At 44.0% G+C, this 17,604-nt stretch carries 13 protein-coding genes and 1 riboswitch; of the genes, 5 read left to right on the top strand and 8 right to left on the bottom strand.

All coding sequences use genetic code 11. The features are described from left to right. Positions 1 to 162: 162 nt before the first annotated feature. From EV213_RS15845 to cls, 5 genes are all read right to left on the bottom strand, one after another. Positions 163 to 921 carry an ABC transporter ATP-binding protein gene (locus EV213_RS15845; protein WP_133581534.1) on the bottom strand — a complete coding sequence of 253 codons (759 nt, stop codon included), beginning with the start codon at positions 919 to 921 and terminating at the stop codon, positions 163 to 165. Continuing rightward, positions 918 to 1,919, bottom strand: a complete 1,002-nt coding sequence (locus EV213_RS15840; RefSeq protein WP_133581533.1) for an ABC transporter substrate-binding protein — start codon at positions 1,917 to 1,919, stop codon at positions 918 to 920. The genes EV213_RS15845 and EV213_RS15840 overlap by 4 nt, the downstream gene beginning before the upstream one ends. A 6-nt stretch (positions 1,920 to 1,925) precedes the next feature. Next, positions 1,926 to 2,762: an ABC transporter permease gene (locus EV213_RS15835; protein ID WP_133581575.1), complete on the bottom strand. Its 837-nt coding sequence runs from the start codon at positions 2,760 to 2,762 to the stop codon at positions 1,926 to 1,928. After that, the gene (locus tag EV213_RS15830; RefSeq protein ID WP_133581532.1) at positions 2,734 to 3,030 is read right to left on the bottom strand and encodes a thiamine-binding protein; all 297 of its coding nucleotides are present in this window, start codon (positions 3,028 to 3,030) and stop codon (positions 2,734 to 2,736) included. Before EV213_RS15830 ends, EV213_RS15835 begins: the two co-directional genes overlap by 29 nt. Before the next feature lie 147 nt (positions 3,031 to 3,177). Then, positions 3,178 to 3,288, bottom strand: a riboswitch (TPP riboswitch). 44 nt (positions 3,289 to 3,332) lie between these two features. Next, a complete protein-coding gene (gene cls / locus EV213_RS15825; protein WP_133581531.1) occupies positions 3,333 to 4,841 on the bottom strand; it encodes a cardiolipin synthase in 1,509 nt (502 codons plus the stop codon). A gap of 518 nt (positions 4,842 to 5,359) precedes the next feature. On the opposite strand from cls, the gene EV213_RS15820 reads away from it, so the two are divergent. The 4 genes from EV213_RS15820 to EV213_RS15805 all read left to right on the top strand — a co-directional run bounded on the left by EV213_RS15820 (position 5,360) and on the right by EV213_RS15805 (position 10,962). Beyond that, a complete protein-coding gene (locus EV213_RS15820) occupies positions 5,360 to 6,214 on the top strand; it encodes an STAS domain-containing protein (RefSeq protein ID WP_133581530.1) in 855 nt (284 codons plus the stop codon). Positions 6,215 to 7,384: 1,170 nt separating this feature from the next. Then, positions 7,385 to 8,872: a degradosome RNA helicase CshA gene (gene cshA, locus EV213_RS15815; RefSeq protein WP_133581529.1), complete on the top strand. Its 1,488-nt coding sequence runs from the start codon at positions 7,385 to 7,387 to the stop codon at positions 8,870 to 8,872. Between the two features lie 175 nt (positions 8,873 to 9,047). Beyond that, entirely contained in the window at positions 9,048 to 9,527 is a 480-nt protein-coding gene (locus tag EV213_RS15810) for a PH domain-containing protein (protein ID WP_133581528.1), read from the top strand. Then, the gene (locus EV213_RS15805; RefSeq protein WP_166639356.1) at positions 9,520 to 10,962 is read left to right on the top strand and encodes a PH domain-containing protein; all 1,443 of its coding nucleotides are present in this window, start codon (positions 9,520 to 9,522) and stop codon (positions 10,960 to 10,962) included. The genes EV213_RS15810 and EV213_RS15805 overlap by 8 nt, the downstream gene beginning before the upstream one ends. 85 nt (positions 10,963 to 11,047) lie before the next feature. Here the strand turns inward: EV213_RS15805 and EV213_RS15800 are convergent, their stop codons facing one another. Further along, on the bottom strand, positions 11,048 to 11,653 hold the full coding sequence (locus tag EV213_RS15800) for a rhomboid family intramembrane serine protease (protein WP_133581526.1): 606 nt from the start codon (positions 11,651 to 11,653) through the stop codon (positions 11,048 to 11,050). A 1,694-nt stretch (positions 11,654 to 13,347) separates the two neighbouring features. Between EV213_RS15800 and acpS the strand changes: the two genes are divergently transcribed. Next, positions 13,348 to 13,704: a holo-ACP synthase gene (gene acpS, locus EV213_RS15795; protein ID WP_133581525.1), complete on the top strand. Its 357-nt coding sequence runs from the start codon at positions 13,348 to 13,350 to the stop codon at positions 13,702 to 13,704. Positions 13,705 to 14,010: 306 nt separating this feature from the next. Here acpS and EV213_RS15790 read toward each other — a convergent pair whose 3' ends face one another. Continuing rightward, the gene (locus EV213_RS15790) at positions 14,011 to 17,244 is read right to left on the bottom strand and encodes an ATP-binding protein (protein ID WP_133581524.1); all 3,234 of its coding nucleotides are present in this window, start codon (positions 17,242 to 17,244) and stop codon (positions 14,011 to 14,013) included. After that, entirely contained in the window at positions 17,241 to 17,603 is a 363-nt protein-coding gene (locus tag EV213_RS15785) for a response regulator transcription factor (protein WP_133581523.1), read from the bottom strand. Before EV213_RS15785 ends, EV213_RS15790 begins: the two co-directional genes overlap by 4 nt. Between the last annotated feature and the right edge of the window lies 1 nt (position 17,604).

Here is a 17,604-nt window from a genome sequence, read left to right as displayed (position 1 = left end):
GAAGAAATAAAAGAAATACACATTGGGTTTCCGGAAGTGAAAAATTGAAGGGAAGAGAGGAGCAACAGATGTTATTATACATGAAAAAAAGAAAAAAGAAGGGCTTGATTTTTGCTCAATGTACCCTTTTCCTAGAGCAGAGCTAATTCACAGGAGGGTCATTTACGACCGCTCCTGATCAAATAGCATTTTTAGCAATGTTTGTTTTTGTTCTTGTAACTGAGGGGAAGAGAGAGTTTCCATCGAACGAGGACGCTCTCCTTCCACGTGGAGTTCTTTAACAATTCGTCCCGGTCGTGGGGACATGACATAAATGCGATCAGACAGCAGGAGAGCTTCGTCTATATCATGTGTAACGAAAAGGATCGTTAATGACATAGAATGAGCAAGCTTTACAAGCCATTGCTGCATTTCAAGACGTGTGAGGGCATCTAGTTTGCCGAATGGTTCGTCAAGCAACAACAGCTTTTTCTTTGTAAGGCATGTGCGCAAGAAGCTGGCACGTTGCTTCATGCCCCCTGACAATGCGTCAGGATATCGATCCCCGAACCCTTCCAGACCAAATTTAGGTAGTTGTTCCTGCGCGATTTTACGTGCAGCCTTTTTGGTTGTTCCGTCAATTTGTAACGGGAGAATGACATTATCAATAATGGTACGCCATGGAAGGAGCACGTCCTGTTGAGGCATATATCCAGCATGACCAGTGGAATGTAACACAGACTGCCCATCAAGGAAAATGTCCCCTCGATCTGGCCCCACCAAACCGGAAATGATATCCAACAATGTACTTTTTCCACAACCACTTTGCCCGATGATGGACACAAATTCTCCAGAATGGACAGTGAGATCTGCAGAGGCTAAAGCGACGGTCTCACCGAATGCTTTTTCCACCGCCTGGACTTCAATTAATGGCTGATTCATGGTAAAAAGTCGTTTGAAAACGCGTCCACAGCAGTGAAGGAGTCTTCAATTAATCCGCGTTCTGACATCCAATCTGCATAACGCTGCCAAACGTCTTCATTTTGTATACCCCAGGCTGACGCGTCCGCCTGATATTCCTTACTTAAATATGCTTGACTCTTTTTCACAAGCTCCGCATCGAGTTCAGGAGCAGCTTCAAGAAGAATATCGGCAGCTTCTTCTGGTTCTTCAATAGCAAATGTGTATCCTTTTGATACAGCATCCATAAACGACTTCGCCAGGTCAGGTTGTTCTGATAGGAGCGATTCATTTGAAATGAGCACAGGTGTGTAATAATCGAGCGCGGGATCAATTTCTCTTAAAGGAATGGTGTGAATGTCTTTGCCGGCAAGCTCTGCGCCGACAAGATCCCAGCCATCAAAAATCCACATGATATCTGCGTCACGACCAATCGCCTTCAAGAAATCGGTCGCACCAAGTGTAATCATTTCCACGTTGTCAGGATCAGCGCCGGCATTTTGCATCACGCCTCGAAGGGTTGCTTCTTCACTTTCGGATCCCCAACCTCCATACCGTTTGCCTTCAAAATCATTTACTGTCGTGATGTTGTCCTCGGCAAGAGACGCAAAAGAAGAGGTATTGTGTTGAATAATTGCAGCTACAGAAACTACAGGGATGTCTTTTGTACGTGCAAGCGTCACGTTTTCCTGTGTGCTTATGCCGAAATCAGCCGTTCCTGAGGCTACCATTGTGTCGGCAGTCGTTCCTTCTCCAGGCTGTTGAATAGTCACATTAATGCCAGCCTCTTCAAAAAAACCTTTTTGCTGTGCCACGTAAAGCCCAGTATGGTTCGTGTTTGGAAACCAATCGAGCATGACCGTTACGTCGGTTAAACCAGCTTTGCTTTCATCTTGTTCTTCAGGGGATGCTCCATTCGTGCAAGCAGCCAACAGAAATAGAGAACTTAAGAGCAGTGCGAAAAGCCAATGTTTGTTCATAGGAAATCACTCCTTGTTTTTTGAAATCGTTTTTTTGTCACGATGACTTGTTTTCTGCTGCACACGTTGTGATTGCCATGGCATCACGAGGCGCGAGATCCACTCTATCAGCCCGTAAATGAGGAGGCTTAACAAAACGATCACTAAAATGGCGGCAAACACACGGTCGGTTTGGAAGGATTGTGAAGACCTTGTCATAAAGACGCCGAGCCCTTTGCTCGCACCAAGCCATTCTCCAATAACAGCCCCCATTACACTGTACGTCCCCGCAATACGTAATCCTGAAAAGAACGCTGGCAATGCGGCAGGAAGTTTGACCATTTTGAATATATGCCAACGAGTTGCCCCCATTGAACGAAGCAGCTTTATCATCGCAGGATCAACCTGGCGATAGCCATCAGCCAAGCTAATTGTCATCGGGAAAAAGCAAACGAGCGCGACAACAATGATTTTTGGCGTCAGCCCATAGCCAAACCAAATCATAAACAATGGGGCCACCGCAATAATAGGGATGGTCTGTGATATCACAAGTGGAGGATACAAGGTTTGCCTAAGCCAAAATGCCAGGTCTGTTAACGTGGCAATTAAAACAGCTACAACGATTGCGATGCCAAGACCAATCAAGGTTTCTGTCACCGTAGGACCTATATGTGTGAGAAGAAGTGGCCATGATAGAAAGAACGTTTGGATGACAACGCTCGGTGGTGGGAGAATCCAATGCTCAATCCCTGTCAGCCAGACACCGACCTCCCAACACAGAAGGAGCATAAGGATAAAACAAGTAGGCAGAAGGACACCACGAGTAAAAGCACGGTTAATCTCTATATTTCCCGATTTTCTCATCAATGGTGACGCCTCCATCAGGGCGATAATGAATCTTGACATGGGTCATTACTTCTGACGCCCCTGCTGCGATACACGCATCCTGCGCTTTTTTAACGATCTCCAATAGCTCGTTCAAATCGCCCTCCATGACTGTTTCCATTGGACCTACTTCATAGGAAACGCCTGAATTGGCAACCACTTCAATGGCACGATCGACGACCTCATAGCTCTTGAGGTCTCCACTTACCTTTGGTAGCACTTGGAAGCCAAGATTAACGTTTGACATACAACTTCATCCTCTCTTTTAGGTCGTTTATTTTTGCCTCTTGAATGTGAGCGCTCCGATGACCAGGCGTGCGTGAATGTGTCAGAGCATAAAAAAACATCGCCAACAAGGGCGATGTTCACAAAGAAAATGCATAAACAGTCGGAATAACCGACGTTCTGCTGACATCCCTTCGCTGGCATTATCCAGAGCAGGTTTCGTGGGTCGGTGCACTGGCGCACCCTCTCAGCCATTGGTTAGGCTCCCCGCAGCGTATTCAAGTGGTATAACTATAGCATTCCAATGCTTTTTCTGTCTACTCATCACAACACAGGCGAGAAAAGACGGGAAAAGGCTTCCTTCAGTTTAATGCCCAGTCCGCGCTTTTGGCGTTCAGCAATAGAAAGTTGATGGCAATCCTCTAAATCCTTCTGATAATCCTGGACGAGCTTGTGGACAGCGCTAGAACGGAACAAAAAGACGTTTACTTCAAAATTCAAGTTGAAGCTACGTAAATCAACATTTGCCGTACCTATAGATGCGATTAGCCCATCAATGAGAATCACTTTTCCATGCAAAAACCCTTTTTTATAAGTGTAGATGGAGACCCCTTTTGAGAGGAGTTCATCAAAATAGGATTGTGTCCCGTAGCGAGTAAAAAAGCCATCATTCTCTTCTGGAACAATGAGGCGAACGTCAAGTCCCTTGGCTGCTGCGGTGCCAAGCGCCGTGCGCATAGCTTTGTTTGGAATAAAATAAGGGGTTGCAATCCAAACCGATTGCTTTGCACTCGTGACCATTGAAAAATAAATATCCGCCATCGTTCCTTGCTCTGAATCTGGTCCACTGGAGACGACATGCATGGCACCATCGACTTGAGTGGACGGAGCTTTTGTGCTGGAGTAGGTTTCAATGGCAAGCTTTTCACCACCACTTACATAATGCCAATCCATTAAAAAAATGGTATGAAGGCGCTGCAATGCCTCTCCAGTAATCATTAAATGAGTATCTCGCCAAAAACCAAACTTTTTAGAGCGCCCTAAGTACTCATCGCCAATGTTCAGTCCGCCAACAAAACCGACGTGACCATCTACAATAACAATCTTACGGTGATTTCTAAAATTGAGCTTTTGTGTGTTTAGCGCCTCTCTTAACGGAAGGAAGGGGTAGATGTCTACACCAGCATCTTTCATACGTTTAATTGCTTTTCGCTTTAGCCACAAACTTCCAATGCCATCATAAATGACACGGACCTCAAGTCCTGCTTTTGCTTTTTCACATAACACATCAATAATATCTGTACCAATATGATCTGAACGGAAAATATAATATTCAAGGTGGATAAAACGCTCTGCTTTTTTCAATGAGGATAGAAGTTTAGGAAACTTTTCCTGTCCGTTGGTTAAAACCGTAGCCGAAGAGAAAAAGCTAATCTCACTTTTGGTTGTGTGATGGATAAAATCAGACAACGCCTGCTCCATTTCAGTAAGCATTCGCCACGTGTCTCGGGGCTTGTTTTTTTCTAAGCGTTCAAAATACCAACGATCATCTTGACGTTTTTCTCTAAACAAGTGTCCTTTTACTTCAAGTTGACCGGTTACGAGATACAATGAATACCCAATGATCGGAAAAAAGAGAATGGCATAAAACCAGAGAAGCGTTTTATACGGGTTACGAGCTTCCAACATAATAGCAAGACAAATCGATAACACGATGACCATATATAAGCTCCAGCAAACGATTCGCCCAACAGGGGAGACAAAAGAGCTGATGCCGAGAAAAAAGGTGGCAATTAAAGCAATGAGCAAAATAGTTTGGCGAGATTGTTTCATAAGGTGTTCCTTTCATGATAAGGCGTGAGTGACGTGCTTTTATTTAAGACATCAAACGGATTTCTTTGATGGTATTCCCTATAATGAGAAAAAGTAGGCTGGAAAAATAGCTCCAACACAAAAAGGGGTTCTTGTCGTCAAGGCAATCATCTAAATCGTAGTCATCCTTCTCATTCGTACTTGATGCGAGTTTACAGTGGCATAGACATCACGATGAGGTCTTTTCGAATCGATGCTGCACTTGTGCCCTTTAGACTAAAAGTGAGCGTATGGCAGCTTATATAAAAGCAACCATTCACAATAATTTCAGTTTTTCCAGCTATATCTAAGTGTGTCTGCCCATTGTAAGGTGCGAAAGTTGAGTTAAAATGTTTCAATTAATGATAATAAGGGAAAGAATTAATGTTTTGCTGAATTACCGATCGATTGATGGAATTTAGCGGAGAAATCCAGGCAGGAAGGTGGTGCGGCTGTTCAGATGAGGATTTTCCGAAAAACCTCAGCTTGACAGCGTTTTCATGTCTCAATCGATATCCTATATAAAGAAATTACTAAAAGAAAACACACTTTCACTTCGAAAAAAAGCAGACCAAATGCAGTTCATACATACAGGCAATGTGTCGATGCCTAGTGATCATCGTGAGGAGAACGCAATTGAACTGTTTGATCGATTGCTTTACGTCACAGCAGAGAGCATTTCGTCCGATGTTCCACTCATTAACGAAGAAGCCATATTACGGTGGGGAGAAGAAGCAGGACAATATTTAGCAATGTCTAGACAAGATATAACAGCTGCCCTGACAGTCATGAAATACACACGGCGAGCCATATGGGACCTCATGGATACCGAAATCAAAGAAACACGGTTGCTGCATGAGGACGTGATCGTTTTGGGACAACATGTGGACATGGCAATGGATACGGCCATGACGTCTTTCTCAAAGGCATATTTGCATGTTAAGGAAGAGCAATTGTTAGAAGCACAACGGTCAATCCTAGAGTTGTCCACCCCAGTGGTACCCGTGTTAGAAGGAGTGGCAATCCTTCCGTTAGTCGGAGAAGTTGATACGCAGCGTTTTGAATATATCATGGAGCAGACACTGGCCACTGCTACTCAGATGGAACTAGACTATATGATTATTGATGTCTCTGGTATTCATTCAATTGATACGAAGGTTGCCCATCATTTGTATCAAGTCATTCAATCCCTTGACTTGATAGGTATCTCAAGCTATTTAACAGGGCTCAGACCAGCCGTTACACAAACCATTGTTTCGATGGGTGTTACATTGGCATCGATTAAAACATGCGGAACGGTAAAGCAGGCAATGGATACTATTATCAAGATGAAAAAAACCACAGCTTCTTTTTAATGAGACGACTTTGGCAGTGAAGCGTCTTTTAGTAACTAAGCGGATCTCTACGCTCTAAATAACTAGCGGCAAAGAAATCACGACGAAACGTACTTCTGAGTCGACGTTGCCCTTTAGGGTGCAAATAATACGGTCGCTTCGTCAAAATACTTCGCGTTCCGCGGGGCACGGCTTCAGCTTCCTCGAAAAGCAAGCTTTCCGAGGGGATCTTCAGCTCGCGCTGTTCCCGCAGGAGTCTACGTATTTTGACTACGCTGATGCTTGTTGCTGCGTGAATGGTTTTTATTTTGTCTCGGTCTCGTATAACGAGATGAGTCCTTTTTAATTCATGTCACACCTTAAAAAAACAAGTGCATCATGAAAAGCAGCCACTAGCGAGACTCCAGCGGCAAAAAAATCACGATGAGGTCCTTTCGAGTCGATGATGCACTTGTACTCTTTAGGGTGAAAGCGAGCGTATGGCAGCTTGTCGTTACCCGCTCTAGCTATGCGTAGGACAACTGCATTAAAATAATATGCTTCAATAATTTTTTACCAAACAAAAATAGTTTAGCTTTAGAGGTATCATATTGTCATTCGCGATCAATAATGCTAACATAGGTAAGTAATGCTGTCGTCCAAAAAGTGACGGGCAAACAAGGTCGGTCTTTTTTATGTTGTTAATTTAGCTCAATCAGCACTCTTACGCTTTCCGTTTTACGACGGAGAGTGTTTTTTTGGCAGACAAGTCTTCCGTCGATCGTTTTGGTTGACGGCAAGCCACGTTTTTCTTCTAGAGTTTGAGTGTTGAGGCTCCTATGACATTGTTGCTCACTTTGTAGCTGCAAAACGAGGAGAAAAAGAATCATCTGAAACTAAAGAGCTCAGCGTTTCTTTGAGCATAAAATTGTTTGCACTCGTCAACCTGAAAAAGGCTTAGAGCATGCTCATGCTTTATGGGGATAGTGACAGAGGTTGTTTGTCCGATTGACGGACAGTGCTTTGTCTATTCGAAAATCAGAAAGGTGGTGACTCTGCTACTTAAAACATATAGAGCAGGTCAAGGAATGACATCCTTTGAACGCTCATTGATATCTATTGAATGTTTGCAAAAAGTTGCATGCAGAGGTTTTACCGAGCCTCACCGATATAGAAGAAGAATGGTATATGTGACAGGTAGCAGGATCTGTATTGGCAAAATTTAGTGAACTAGGTTTAAGCAAAGAAATTCTTGAGGCAATTGGCAACATGGGGTTTGAAGAGGCGACGCCGATTCAAGCTGAATCAATCCCTCTCTCGTTAAAAGGTATTGATGTGATTGGTCAAGCGCAAACGGGTACTGGAAAAACAGCCGCATTTGGTGTGCCGATGATTGAAAAAACAACGAAACAACACAGTGGTGTTGCAGGGCTTGTTATCGCACCGACACGGGAGCTTGCGATGCAAGTTGCTGAAGAATTAAACAAAGTTGGTCGTTTTAAAAACATTCGTGCGCTTCCTATTTATGGTGGTCAAGACATCACTCGTCAAATTCGCGCCCTAAAAAAATATCCACAAATCGTGGTTGGAACGCCTGGTCGTTTGTTAGACCATATCAAACGCAAAACGTTGCGTTTGCAGCATATTCATACCGTCGTTTTGGATGAAGCGGATGAAATGTTGAACATGGGCTTTATTGAAGACATTGAGTCGATTCTAAAAGAAGTACCAGAAGCACGACAAACGTTGCTGTTCTCAGCAACGATGCCAGATCCAATTCGCCGAATCGCAGAGAAATTTATGCGTTCCCCTGAAATTGTTCGTGTCAAATCGAAGGAAGTCACTGTACCAAACATTACGCAAAACTTTATTGAAGTCGATGAGCGGAAAAAATTCGATGCGTTGACGCGTTTGCTTGATATGGAGAACCCTGAGCTTGCGATTGTATTTGGACGGACAAAGCGCCGTGTTGATGAGCTTTCAGAAGCTCTCGCTACGCGTGGCTATTCAGCTGAAGGTATCCATGGTGATTTAACACAATCTAAACGAACAAGTGTAATGAAGCAATTTAAGAATAAAACGATCGAGGTTCTTGTTGCAACAGACGTCGCTGCTCGTGGTCTTGATGTGTCAGGTGTCACTCATGTGTATAACTTTGACATTCCACAGGATCCGGAAAGCTACGTTCACCGTATTGGACGTACAGGACGTGCGGGGAAAACAGGTGTTGCCTTTACGTTCGTCACACCTAGAGAAATGGGTCAGCTTAAAAACATCGAACGTTTAACAAAACGTCGTATGACACGCAAGCCTGTTCCTTCTTCTACTGAAGCGTTGGAAAACCAGCAAAAAATGGCGTTGGACAAGTTGAAAGAAACAGCAACTGAGTCCAATCTCAATGATTACAAAACGCATGCAGAACAATTGCTTGAAGATCATGATTCAATCACGTTGCTTTCTGCAGCTATTAAGCTTCTTACAAAAGAGCCAGATGAGACGCCAGTTCGTTTGACTGCAGAGGCTCCATCGGCATCACGGAAAAATTTCCGTGACAATCGTAGAGGCGGAAGTGGCGGCCAAAACCGTCAAAACCGTGGAGGCAAGCCCGAATACCGTCGTCGTCGTAGTGGTAGCGGTGGCAATAGCGGTGGTTCGTCGAACAAACGCAGCTCCTATAGAGATTCACAATCATCTAGATAATAAACAATTAGCTGGTTCATCCGACAGTGCTTTTGCTCTGTGTGGCATGAACCAGCTTTTTTATCGTTCAAATGGCAAAGCTAAGCTGCGAAACCGGCTTGAAGTATTGAAACTTTTTAGTGGCAAACAAAGTACTATATAATAAATCAGAGATGTAATTTTAGGAGGAAGCAAAATGCGTCAATTGCCAAAACAAAGAATTGCCAAAAGTGCTCTAACCGTATGGCGGATGACGGCTATGCTTGAGGTGCTCATTGAAGCGTTATTCATTGGAGCGTACGTGGTCATGTCAGTTTGGCTGGGGTGGCCAATGTGGATTGCTTGGGCGGCTAGTGGATTACTCGTTCTTTATGCCATCGCCATCGTTGTGATTATTCCGAGCGTTCGGTGGAAACGGTGGAGGTATGAAGTCATGGAGGAAGAGGTGGATCTTCAGGAAGGCGTGTTCATTACAAAGCGGACATTAATTCCAATGGTACGTGTTCAGCATGTCGATACGTCCCAAGGACCATTTCTAAAACGGTATGGATTGTCGACTGTGACGATTTCAACGGCCGCAACAACTCATGAAATCCCAGCACTTCCCCAAGAAGAAGCGGCGCAACTACGGGATCAAATTGCAAGGTTGGCGCGAAAGGAAGAGCGCTATGAATGATGCACGCCGCGTTCATCCGCTTTCCCTTCTTTTTGGTTTGCTCAAGTCTCTTAAAGATTTGATTATACCGGTCATTGCTCTTGGTTTTTTATGGCGAGATTATTTTCTGTGGACCGTTTTAGGAGTTATTGTTGTCATTATCCTCATTGCCTTATCACACTTGCTGTCATGGTGGCGGTTTACGTATCAGATAGAAGACCAACAGCTTCACATTAAGCAAGGGGTATTTGTTCGCAAAGAGCGCTACATTTCGAGAGAGCGAATACATAGCACGGATATTTCCGAAACAGTGCTCCATCAATTTTTTAAGGTCGTCAAACTCAAAATTGAAACAGCTGGTGGGAAGGGCGAACCAGAAGTGGCATTGACCGCCATTTCGAAAGAAGAAGCTGTGCGCATACAGACGGTCCTTGATGATGGTGTGAGGAGATCTCCAGAAACGGATGACGGGCAAAGTATTAATCAAGCCGAAACGACACAGCAAACTGCTCGACGTTGGAAATTGCCAAGCAAACATTTGTGGATGATGGCAGCGACCTCTGGCGGTGTTTGGTTAATCATTACAGGGGCATTTGGTTTCTTATCTCAATTCGATCAATTTTTTAATTCGAATGTGACGCAGCAAACACTCGACTACGTGCTTCGTCTTAGTTATCTGTTTATCGGGCTATTGGCGATCTTGCTGTTCATCGTGCTCTACGGTGCGGCGATGATCGGAACCTTCTTAAAATACTCGCAGTTTGTGCTTGAGGAGAGCAATGGCCAGTTTAAAATCTCACGAGGGCTGCTCAATAAGACATCGAAAGCCATTGATATCGATAAAATACAGGCGGTTCGTGTGCAGCAAAGTTTAATTCGTCAGCTTCTCGGCTTCGTAACGGTATATGTAGAAAGTGCTGGTGGGTCTAGCAAGGACGAAAATGTGTCAACGATCCTCGTTCCGTTTCTTCATGAAAATAACGTTCAAGCCTTTTTGCAAGATTGGCTTCCATCCCATGTGGTTCATGACGAAACAGCCTGGGAACGTAGTCCTAAAAGAGCAGTAGGAAGATATATTCTGCGCACAGCTTGGCTTCCTGCACTCGGTTCAATAGCCTTCAGCATTTGGTTATATCCATATGGTTTGTTGGCCTTGATTGTTTTTATAGGTGCAGTTTTGTATGGCATCCGTTGTCATTCAGCAGCAGCTGTGAGGATTCATGGGGATACGATGCAGTTTCGCTATCATGGGATCAGTAAAAACTATGTCACCGTTAGAAAACGCCACATCCAATCGTATACAAACAAAGGAACCCTATTTCAAAAAAGGCCTGAGCTTACCAATATGTCCTTTGCGATTATGTCAAATACGTCTGGGAAGACCTTTGAAGTGAAGGATTTGGAAGTTGAAACAGGAGGTCATGCCTACAAATGGTTTTCAAGAGAAACGGAGTGAACGCTTGGGCACTGGACGAAAAAGAAAAAGCGGCCGTGATGGCCGCTTTCACATGTTAAGGCTGTTTGTAAATACAGCCGCAAACCTAGAAACGTTTGTTTTTAGGGCGATTGATGAGCAATAAAGGCGCGAGCACTGCCCCTGCCACAAACCCAAACATATGCGCATAAAGGTTCACATTCTCACTGAACGCACTCATCACGACACCGATAACGAGAATAATCAGCACGATTTGGGCATTTTGGCGATCGATCAAGTCCTTGCGATCAAAAATCATGTATACGTAGGCACCGAACAACGCATAGACAGCACCAGAGGAGCCGACATGAACCAAATTTGGATCTGCAAAGACGGATGCAAGGTTTGCAAGAACGCCTGAGCCAAGGAAGAGGACGAGAAACCGGAATTTTCCAAGTATGTCTTCCAGCGCTGGACCAAAAAGCACTAATGAAAAACAGTTGAAAATGACATGCATTAAACCTGCGTGAAGAAAAATAGGGGTTAGAAGGCGCCAATATTCGTTGTTCAGAACAATGGCGGGATTAAAACCAAGGCCAAAAGTATAGATGGTATTTGAAAAAGGTAACCCTAGTTCTATGTAAAGCATAAGAAACAGCTGAAGCCCAACAAGGGCAGTAATGACAGGATATAATCTTGTAAAGCCTTTAAACGATTCTGTCCGTATAAACATTGTTTGTTAGCTCCTTCACTGCTCTAGGCATAGATACAGGTAGTGTACCATAGAAGTAAATGGATATCATAATGAGCCCCCTTGAAAAAGGAAAAACAACACTACTAGTGCCATTTCCACTACCTTGTTGGTTATGGTCGAAATTGAACCAACAAGGTCTATCTCATTTCATTCGTTCTTTATAATAAACCAAAAACGGTCACTAGTGAGACTCCAGCAGCATAGAAAACACGACGAGGTCTTTTCGAGTCGATGTTGCACTTGTACCCGAAGGGTGAAAAGAAAACATGACGAGGTGCATGGGAATAACGACCGCTCCGTCAACAAACTTCGCTTTCTGTGGGGCACGGCTTCAGCTTCCTCGGAAAGCAGGCTTTCCGAGGGGATCTTCAGCTCGCGCTGATCCCACTAGAGTCTACGTATGTTGACTACGCTGATGTTTGTTTCTGCGTACATTGTTTTAATGTGGGTCCGTTTCGTATAAGAGGGTAAAAGCCGTGTTGCAACCAAATCAGGCAAGTAAGTGCAATGTTTCAAGTTAGATGACCTGGTGCCTTTTACACGAATGTTGTTTGGTAAAGGAATGAAGTGAACCCATAAAAGGTCTATCTCATTTCATTCGTTCTTTACATTAACCAAAAGTGGTCACTAGTGAGACTCTAGCAGTAAAGAAAACATGACGAGGTCTTTATGTGTCGCTCCGTCAACATACTTCGCTTTCTGTGGGGCACGGCTTCAGCTTCCTGGGAATCTTGCTTACCGAGGGGATCTTCAGCTCGCGCTGATCCCACTAGAGTCTACGTATGTTGCCTACGCTGATGTTTGTTTCTGCGTACATTGTTTTCATGTGGGTCCGTTTCGTATAAGAGGGTAAAAGCCGTGTTGCAACCAAATCAGGCAAGTCAGTGCATTGTTTCAAGGTAGATGACCTGGTGCCTTTTACAGGAATGTCGTTTGGTAAAGGAATGAAGTGAACCCATAAAAGGTCTATCTCATTTCATTCGTTCTTAACAATAACCAAAAACGGTCACTAGTGAGACTCCAGCAGCATAGAAAACACGACGAGGTCTTTTCGAGTCGATGTTGCACTTGTACCCGAAGGGTGAAAAGAAAACATGACGAGGTGCATGGGAATGACGACCGCTCCGTCAACAAACTTCGCTTTCTGTGGGGCACGGCTTCAGCTTCCTGGGAATCTTGCTTTCCGAGGGGATCTTCAGCTCGCGCTGATCCCACTAGAGTCTACGTATGTTGACTACGCTGATGTTTGTTTCTGCGCACATTGTTTATTGTGGCTTGGTCTCGTATAGAGGGTAAAAAGCCATGTTGCAACCAATATAAGGCAAGTTCCATGAAAGGTCGGTCTCATTTGATTCGCCCTTTATCATAACCAAAAACGACGACTAGTGAGACTCCACGACTAAGAAGTCATGACAAGGTCTTCTCGAGTCGATGATGCACTTGTGCCCTTTCAGGCTGAACGCGAATGTATAGCCGTTTGCCTAGAGTAAATGATTTCAAAATGGGTATTTGTAAGAGAACACGCGCATCTTTTTTTCTAAATAGAATAAGATCTACATTACCTGAAAAGGCACTAGTGAATTTTGTTGCTGTCGTTGTAGCATAGGTCGTAGGCTTTATGAAAAGTCTCCTTCAAGTAGAAATCGTGCATTCAAAAAGAGGTGGATGAAGAAATGATTCAGGGCATAGGCCTCGATATCGTCAGTATTCAACGTATTGAAGATGTAATGTCGCGTCAGAGCGGTTTTATAGATCGGGTATTAACGGACCGTGAAAAAGCAGAGTACATGCAGCTGCAAGGGCGCCGGAAAAGCGAATATGTCGCTGGCCGATTTGCTGCTAAGGAAGCCTTCTCAAAGGCAATTGGTACAGGCATAGGTCGAGATTGTGGGTTTTTAGATGTTGAAATTTTGCGTTCTGAACGAGGGGCACCAGTGCTTTATACGACCAAAACGCCACACGCTGTCCATGTGTCGATTTCTCACAGTGAGAGCTCTGCTGTTGCGCAAGTGATTCTTGAAGAAAGATAACAAAAAGTACGCCATCAGATCATAGCTGTCGATCCGATGGCGTACTTTTTGTTTACAGACTGATATTTAGGGCGTGTCTTAAAACTCGCTAAGAGGCATCTGTCACCGCCTTTTCGTCCCTTGCTGCGTTCCTTTTCCTTGACGTACATCCGGTACGCCTGCGAAAAAGCGCCTTGCTTGGAACAAAAATTCGGCAACATCTGCTCCCTTCTGAGTTCTCAGACACGCCATAGTTTATTGAGCAGTATTTTAATTAAAGCGAAGTGATGCTCAGTCGTTTGAAACATTTTGTTTCGAAGTGATCCATTAGCTGTGATCGTCTCCTTGAGGTAAAGAGGCATTTTTCGCCTGGGCAATAAAGATCTGACCTTTTTTCTTCTCATGGAGCAATGTTTGTAAAAGCAACATGGATAGCTTATGTGGTGGATATGGCTTCACTAAGTAATCTGTAATACCTAGCGTGTCCGTTTCTGCTGTTTTTTCGGCAGCGCTTGAAATAAAAATAGGGACGTCGGCTAATCTGTGATTCTCTTTAATTTTCTGTACGATGTCCCAGCCGCTCGTGTCATCAGCCAACGTTAGATCAATTACAAACGCGCTTGCGTCGACGGATTCGAGTTCTTCTAGTAGCTGCCGCCCGCCTTGATAGTGAAGAATAGAAAAGCCTGTATCCATCAGCTCATCGCCTAATAGCGCAGCTAAGCTGGCGTCATCTTCAAGCAGGACGATACGTGGAGCATCCTCTGGTGCTACTTTACGAGTAATTTTCTCAAACGGAATCGCGATGGTAAACACGCTACCTTCTCCTACAATTGATTGAACGCTAATCATCCCATGATGCGCTTCAACAATTTCTTTGCAGATGGCAAGGCCAAGTCCTGTTCCACCGATCTTTCGTTGGCTTGAATTGTCAATTCTATGGAATTTAGAGAACAGCTTTGGTACTTCCTGCTCAGGAATTCCTATGCCTTCATCGGAAATCTGAGTGAAAAGCTGATGCTCGTCATTCGACAATGCAATCGTGACTTCTCCACCATCCGGCGAGAATTTCTTGGCATTTCCAAGCAAATTAGTGAAGAGCTGTATCATTTTTTCACGATCCATATAGATCGTATCCTTTGTAGCACTGTTGACGATGTGCCAATGATGCTCAGTGGATTGAAGCTGGAAGGTTTCGACAAGCTCTTCAATCACTGGAGACAAAGCCAGATGCTCCTTGCGATAATTCTCCAGCCCCGACTCCATACGTTGCAAATCAAGAAAATCATTGATTAAATGAGTCAGCCTTTCAGCCTCACCATGAATCGTTTTTAAATATTTCTGTTGTCGCTCAACGGGGAGATCTTTATGAATCATTAGCTCTGTATAGCCAAGTACGCTGGCGAGTGGTGTGCGAAGCTCATGGCTCACCGTACTGACAAGGTCGGATTTCATTTGGTTGATCTCGTGCTGTGAAGTCATATCTCGGAAAACAAAAAGCACGCCTTCCGCTTGTGAGTGCAGTGTAATGTGTACGGTATAAACCGTAATTACGCGAACAGTGTCTTGATCGCCAAGCGTTAATTGAAAGGCTTTATCTGTTGTCGACGACGATATGATCGCCTCACAAAACGAATGAAAGCTTTCTTTCTCATTTGTCAGCTGACCGATGCGATGGACCCAATCGTCAAATCTCCAACGCTTCGGTTCATGCTCTTCAATCTGAAATAACGAAAGCCATCGTCTGTTGCATTGAAGAAGCCCACCATCTGCATCCAAGAGAATAATACCCTCATCAATCGTATCCAAAATGTTTTGGTTTAATTGTCGGCTATGCTCCATCTCATAGAAAATTTCAATCCGCTCGATGGATAGGGAAAGGCGCTTCATTACATCAAACAATTCCTCCTGTAAAGCGGTTGAAAACGAGTCCCCAACACGAGTAAGGATTAACCCTCCCAATAACTGACCATTGGAACTCAGTACAGGGACGTACAGCTCTTCAGACGTTGTTTCATTTGAAGGCAAGTGACCGGTTTCTGATGCATGAGCAGGTCTAGTCAACGTGAAGGGTTGTCGTGTTTGTTCCAGTCTTAAGACATGCGTTGTATAGGATTGCTTTAGCATATCAACCGAATCCCAATGCCCAGCTCCTAACGTTGCATACTCATCTCCGTTGGTTAAAAATAATACGCCATAAGTAAACGAATACAACGTGCCCAGTCGAGAGAGAACGGAAGTTAACAGCGTTTTTTTGTCTACCCCTACAGAGAGAGCGTGATTCATTTGATTATAATGATCAATGGTTGTCCGTGCTGCTTCTGTTTCCTGAAGCGACTTTTGCAATTGTTGTTGTGCTTGCTTTCGTTCTGTATTGTTTTTTTGAATGACAACATACTGTGTGATTTTATTTGCGTCCATGTAAGGAACAATTGTCGTATCTGCATAAAAAATGCCGCCGTGTTTTCCGATACATGATAACTCGCCGTTCCATACTCGTCCCTCACGTGTCGTTGAAAAATAGTCGCGAATGTCGTCTATTTCGTTTGGTGTCACGAGATTAATAAACGGAGTGTTTTCAAGTTCTTCCGCTGAAAAGGAAGAAACCTCTGAAAAGTTGGCGTTCACGTTTTGAATTTGACCGTTTTGATCCAACTCAACAACCATTGAAGATTGATGCAACGCAGTCGTAAGATGACGGAGATCCTTCACATAATCACTTAAAGTTTCCTGTTGCGCACGTAGCTCTTCATTTTGCACATTCCAGTGCTCAAGGCGCTCCTGCACTTTTTCACTCATATGATAAAACGAACGAGAGAGCACACCGATTTCGTCGGTTCGTTTTGTATCTTTTGGTAAAAGCTGAATGGATTGATCATTGGCAAGTGCTTGCGATGCCTCAGTCAAGGAAATGATGGGTCTGCCAATGCGTGAACTTAACGATCTTGAGGCGATTAATAAGACAACAAAAATGAGAAAGAGTAAGGCAAAAAGCGAAAACAGCGTTCGGTCAAGCATGCCCAGAAACGATTCTGTATTAGCACTTCGCAGCTCTTCTGTCTCTGTTTCCCCCGCTTGAATCAAGGTGAAAAGTTCTGCCACCGTAGCCGAGGATTGAGCGGTTTGCATGTCTTGAATTTGCTCGTAATCTCCGGTTTCAACAATCGCAACAACCTCAGGAATTTTTTCATCCCAAAATACATCTAAAAAGGCACGTAATTTCTGAATTAAAGGTCGCATGTCATTGGCGAAAGGTTTCGTCTCCAACGAGTTGAGCTGGTTTTCGAGGTTATTACCATACTGGCGAGCAATGTCCAGCTCTGTCGGTTCATTGAAGGCGATGTACCCACGTGAATGCATTAACATTGAAGCCAAATTACTGTCTATGGAGCTTAAAAGGGCTTGCCGATCTAGCAACTGCCCCGTTTGTACCAAATGCTCAGCCTGATTGTCCTTTTGGGACGCATAGAGGAAGGTGGTTCCTAAAAAACCGACGATGAACACGACACTCATCATTAAAAAAAACTGTCTGCGGATGGAGCGTTTGAAAAAATCGATCATTCGTTGATCAGCTCATTTACGAAAGATGCGAGCTCAATAGGGCTAAAGGGTTTTGGGAAATAGTAATGAATGCCAGCGGCTTTCGATTGCGCGATATCCTGTTGTTGTGTTTTGGCACTAAGCATGAGAATGTTGTTTTTCTTTTTCCACTCATCCGATAGTTGTTCTGCAACTTCAATTCCTGTCATTCCTGGCATCATATAATCCAAGATGATGAGATCAAAAGAGTGCTCTTGAATCATTTCAAGTGCCTCAATGCCGTCAGCAGCTTCGTAGAGAACATGACCTTCATCTGATAACGTATCGACGATAAGCATACGCAGAACCTCTTCATCATCAACAACTAAAATTTTGCCCATG

This window comes from Aureibacillus halotolerans (assembly GCF_004363045.1).
GTDB lineage: Bacteria > Bacillota > Bacilli > Bacillales > DSM-28697 > Aureibacillus > Aureibacillus halotolerans.
Note: the sequence above shows the minus strand (reverse complement) of the source record. Positions and strands in the feature narration are given on the sequence as shown.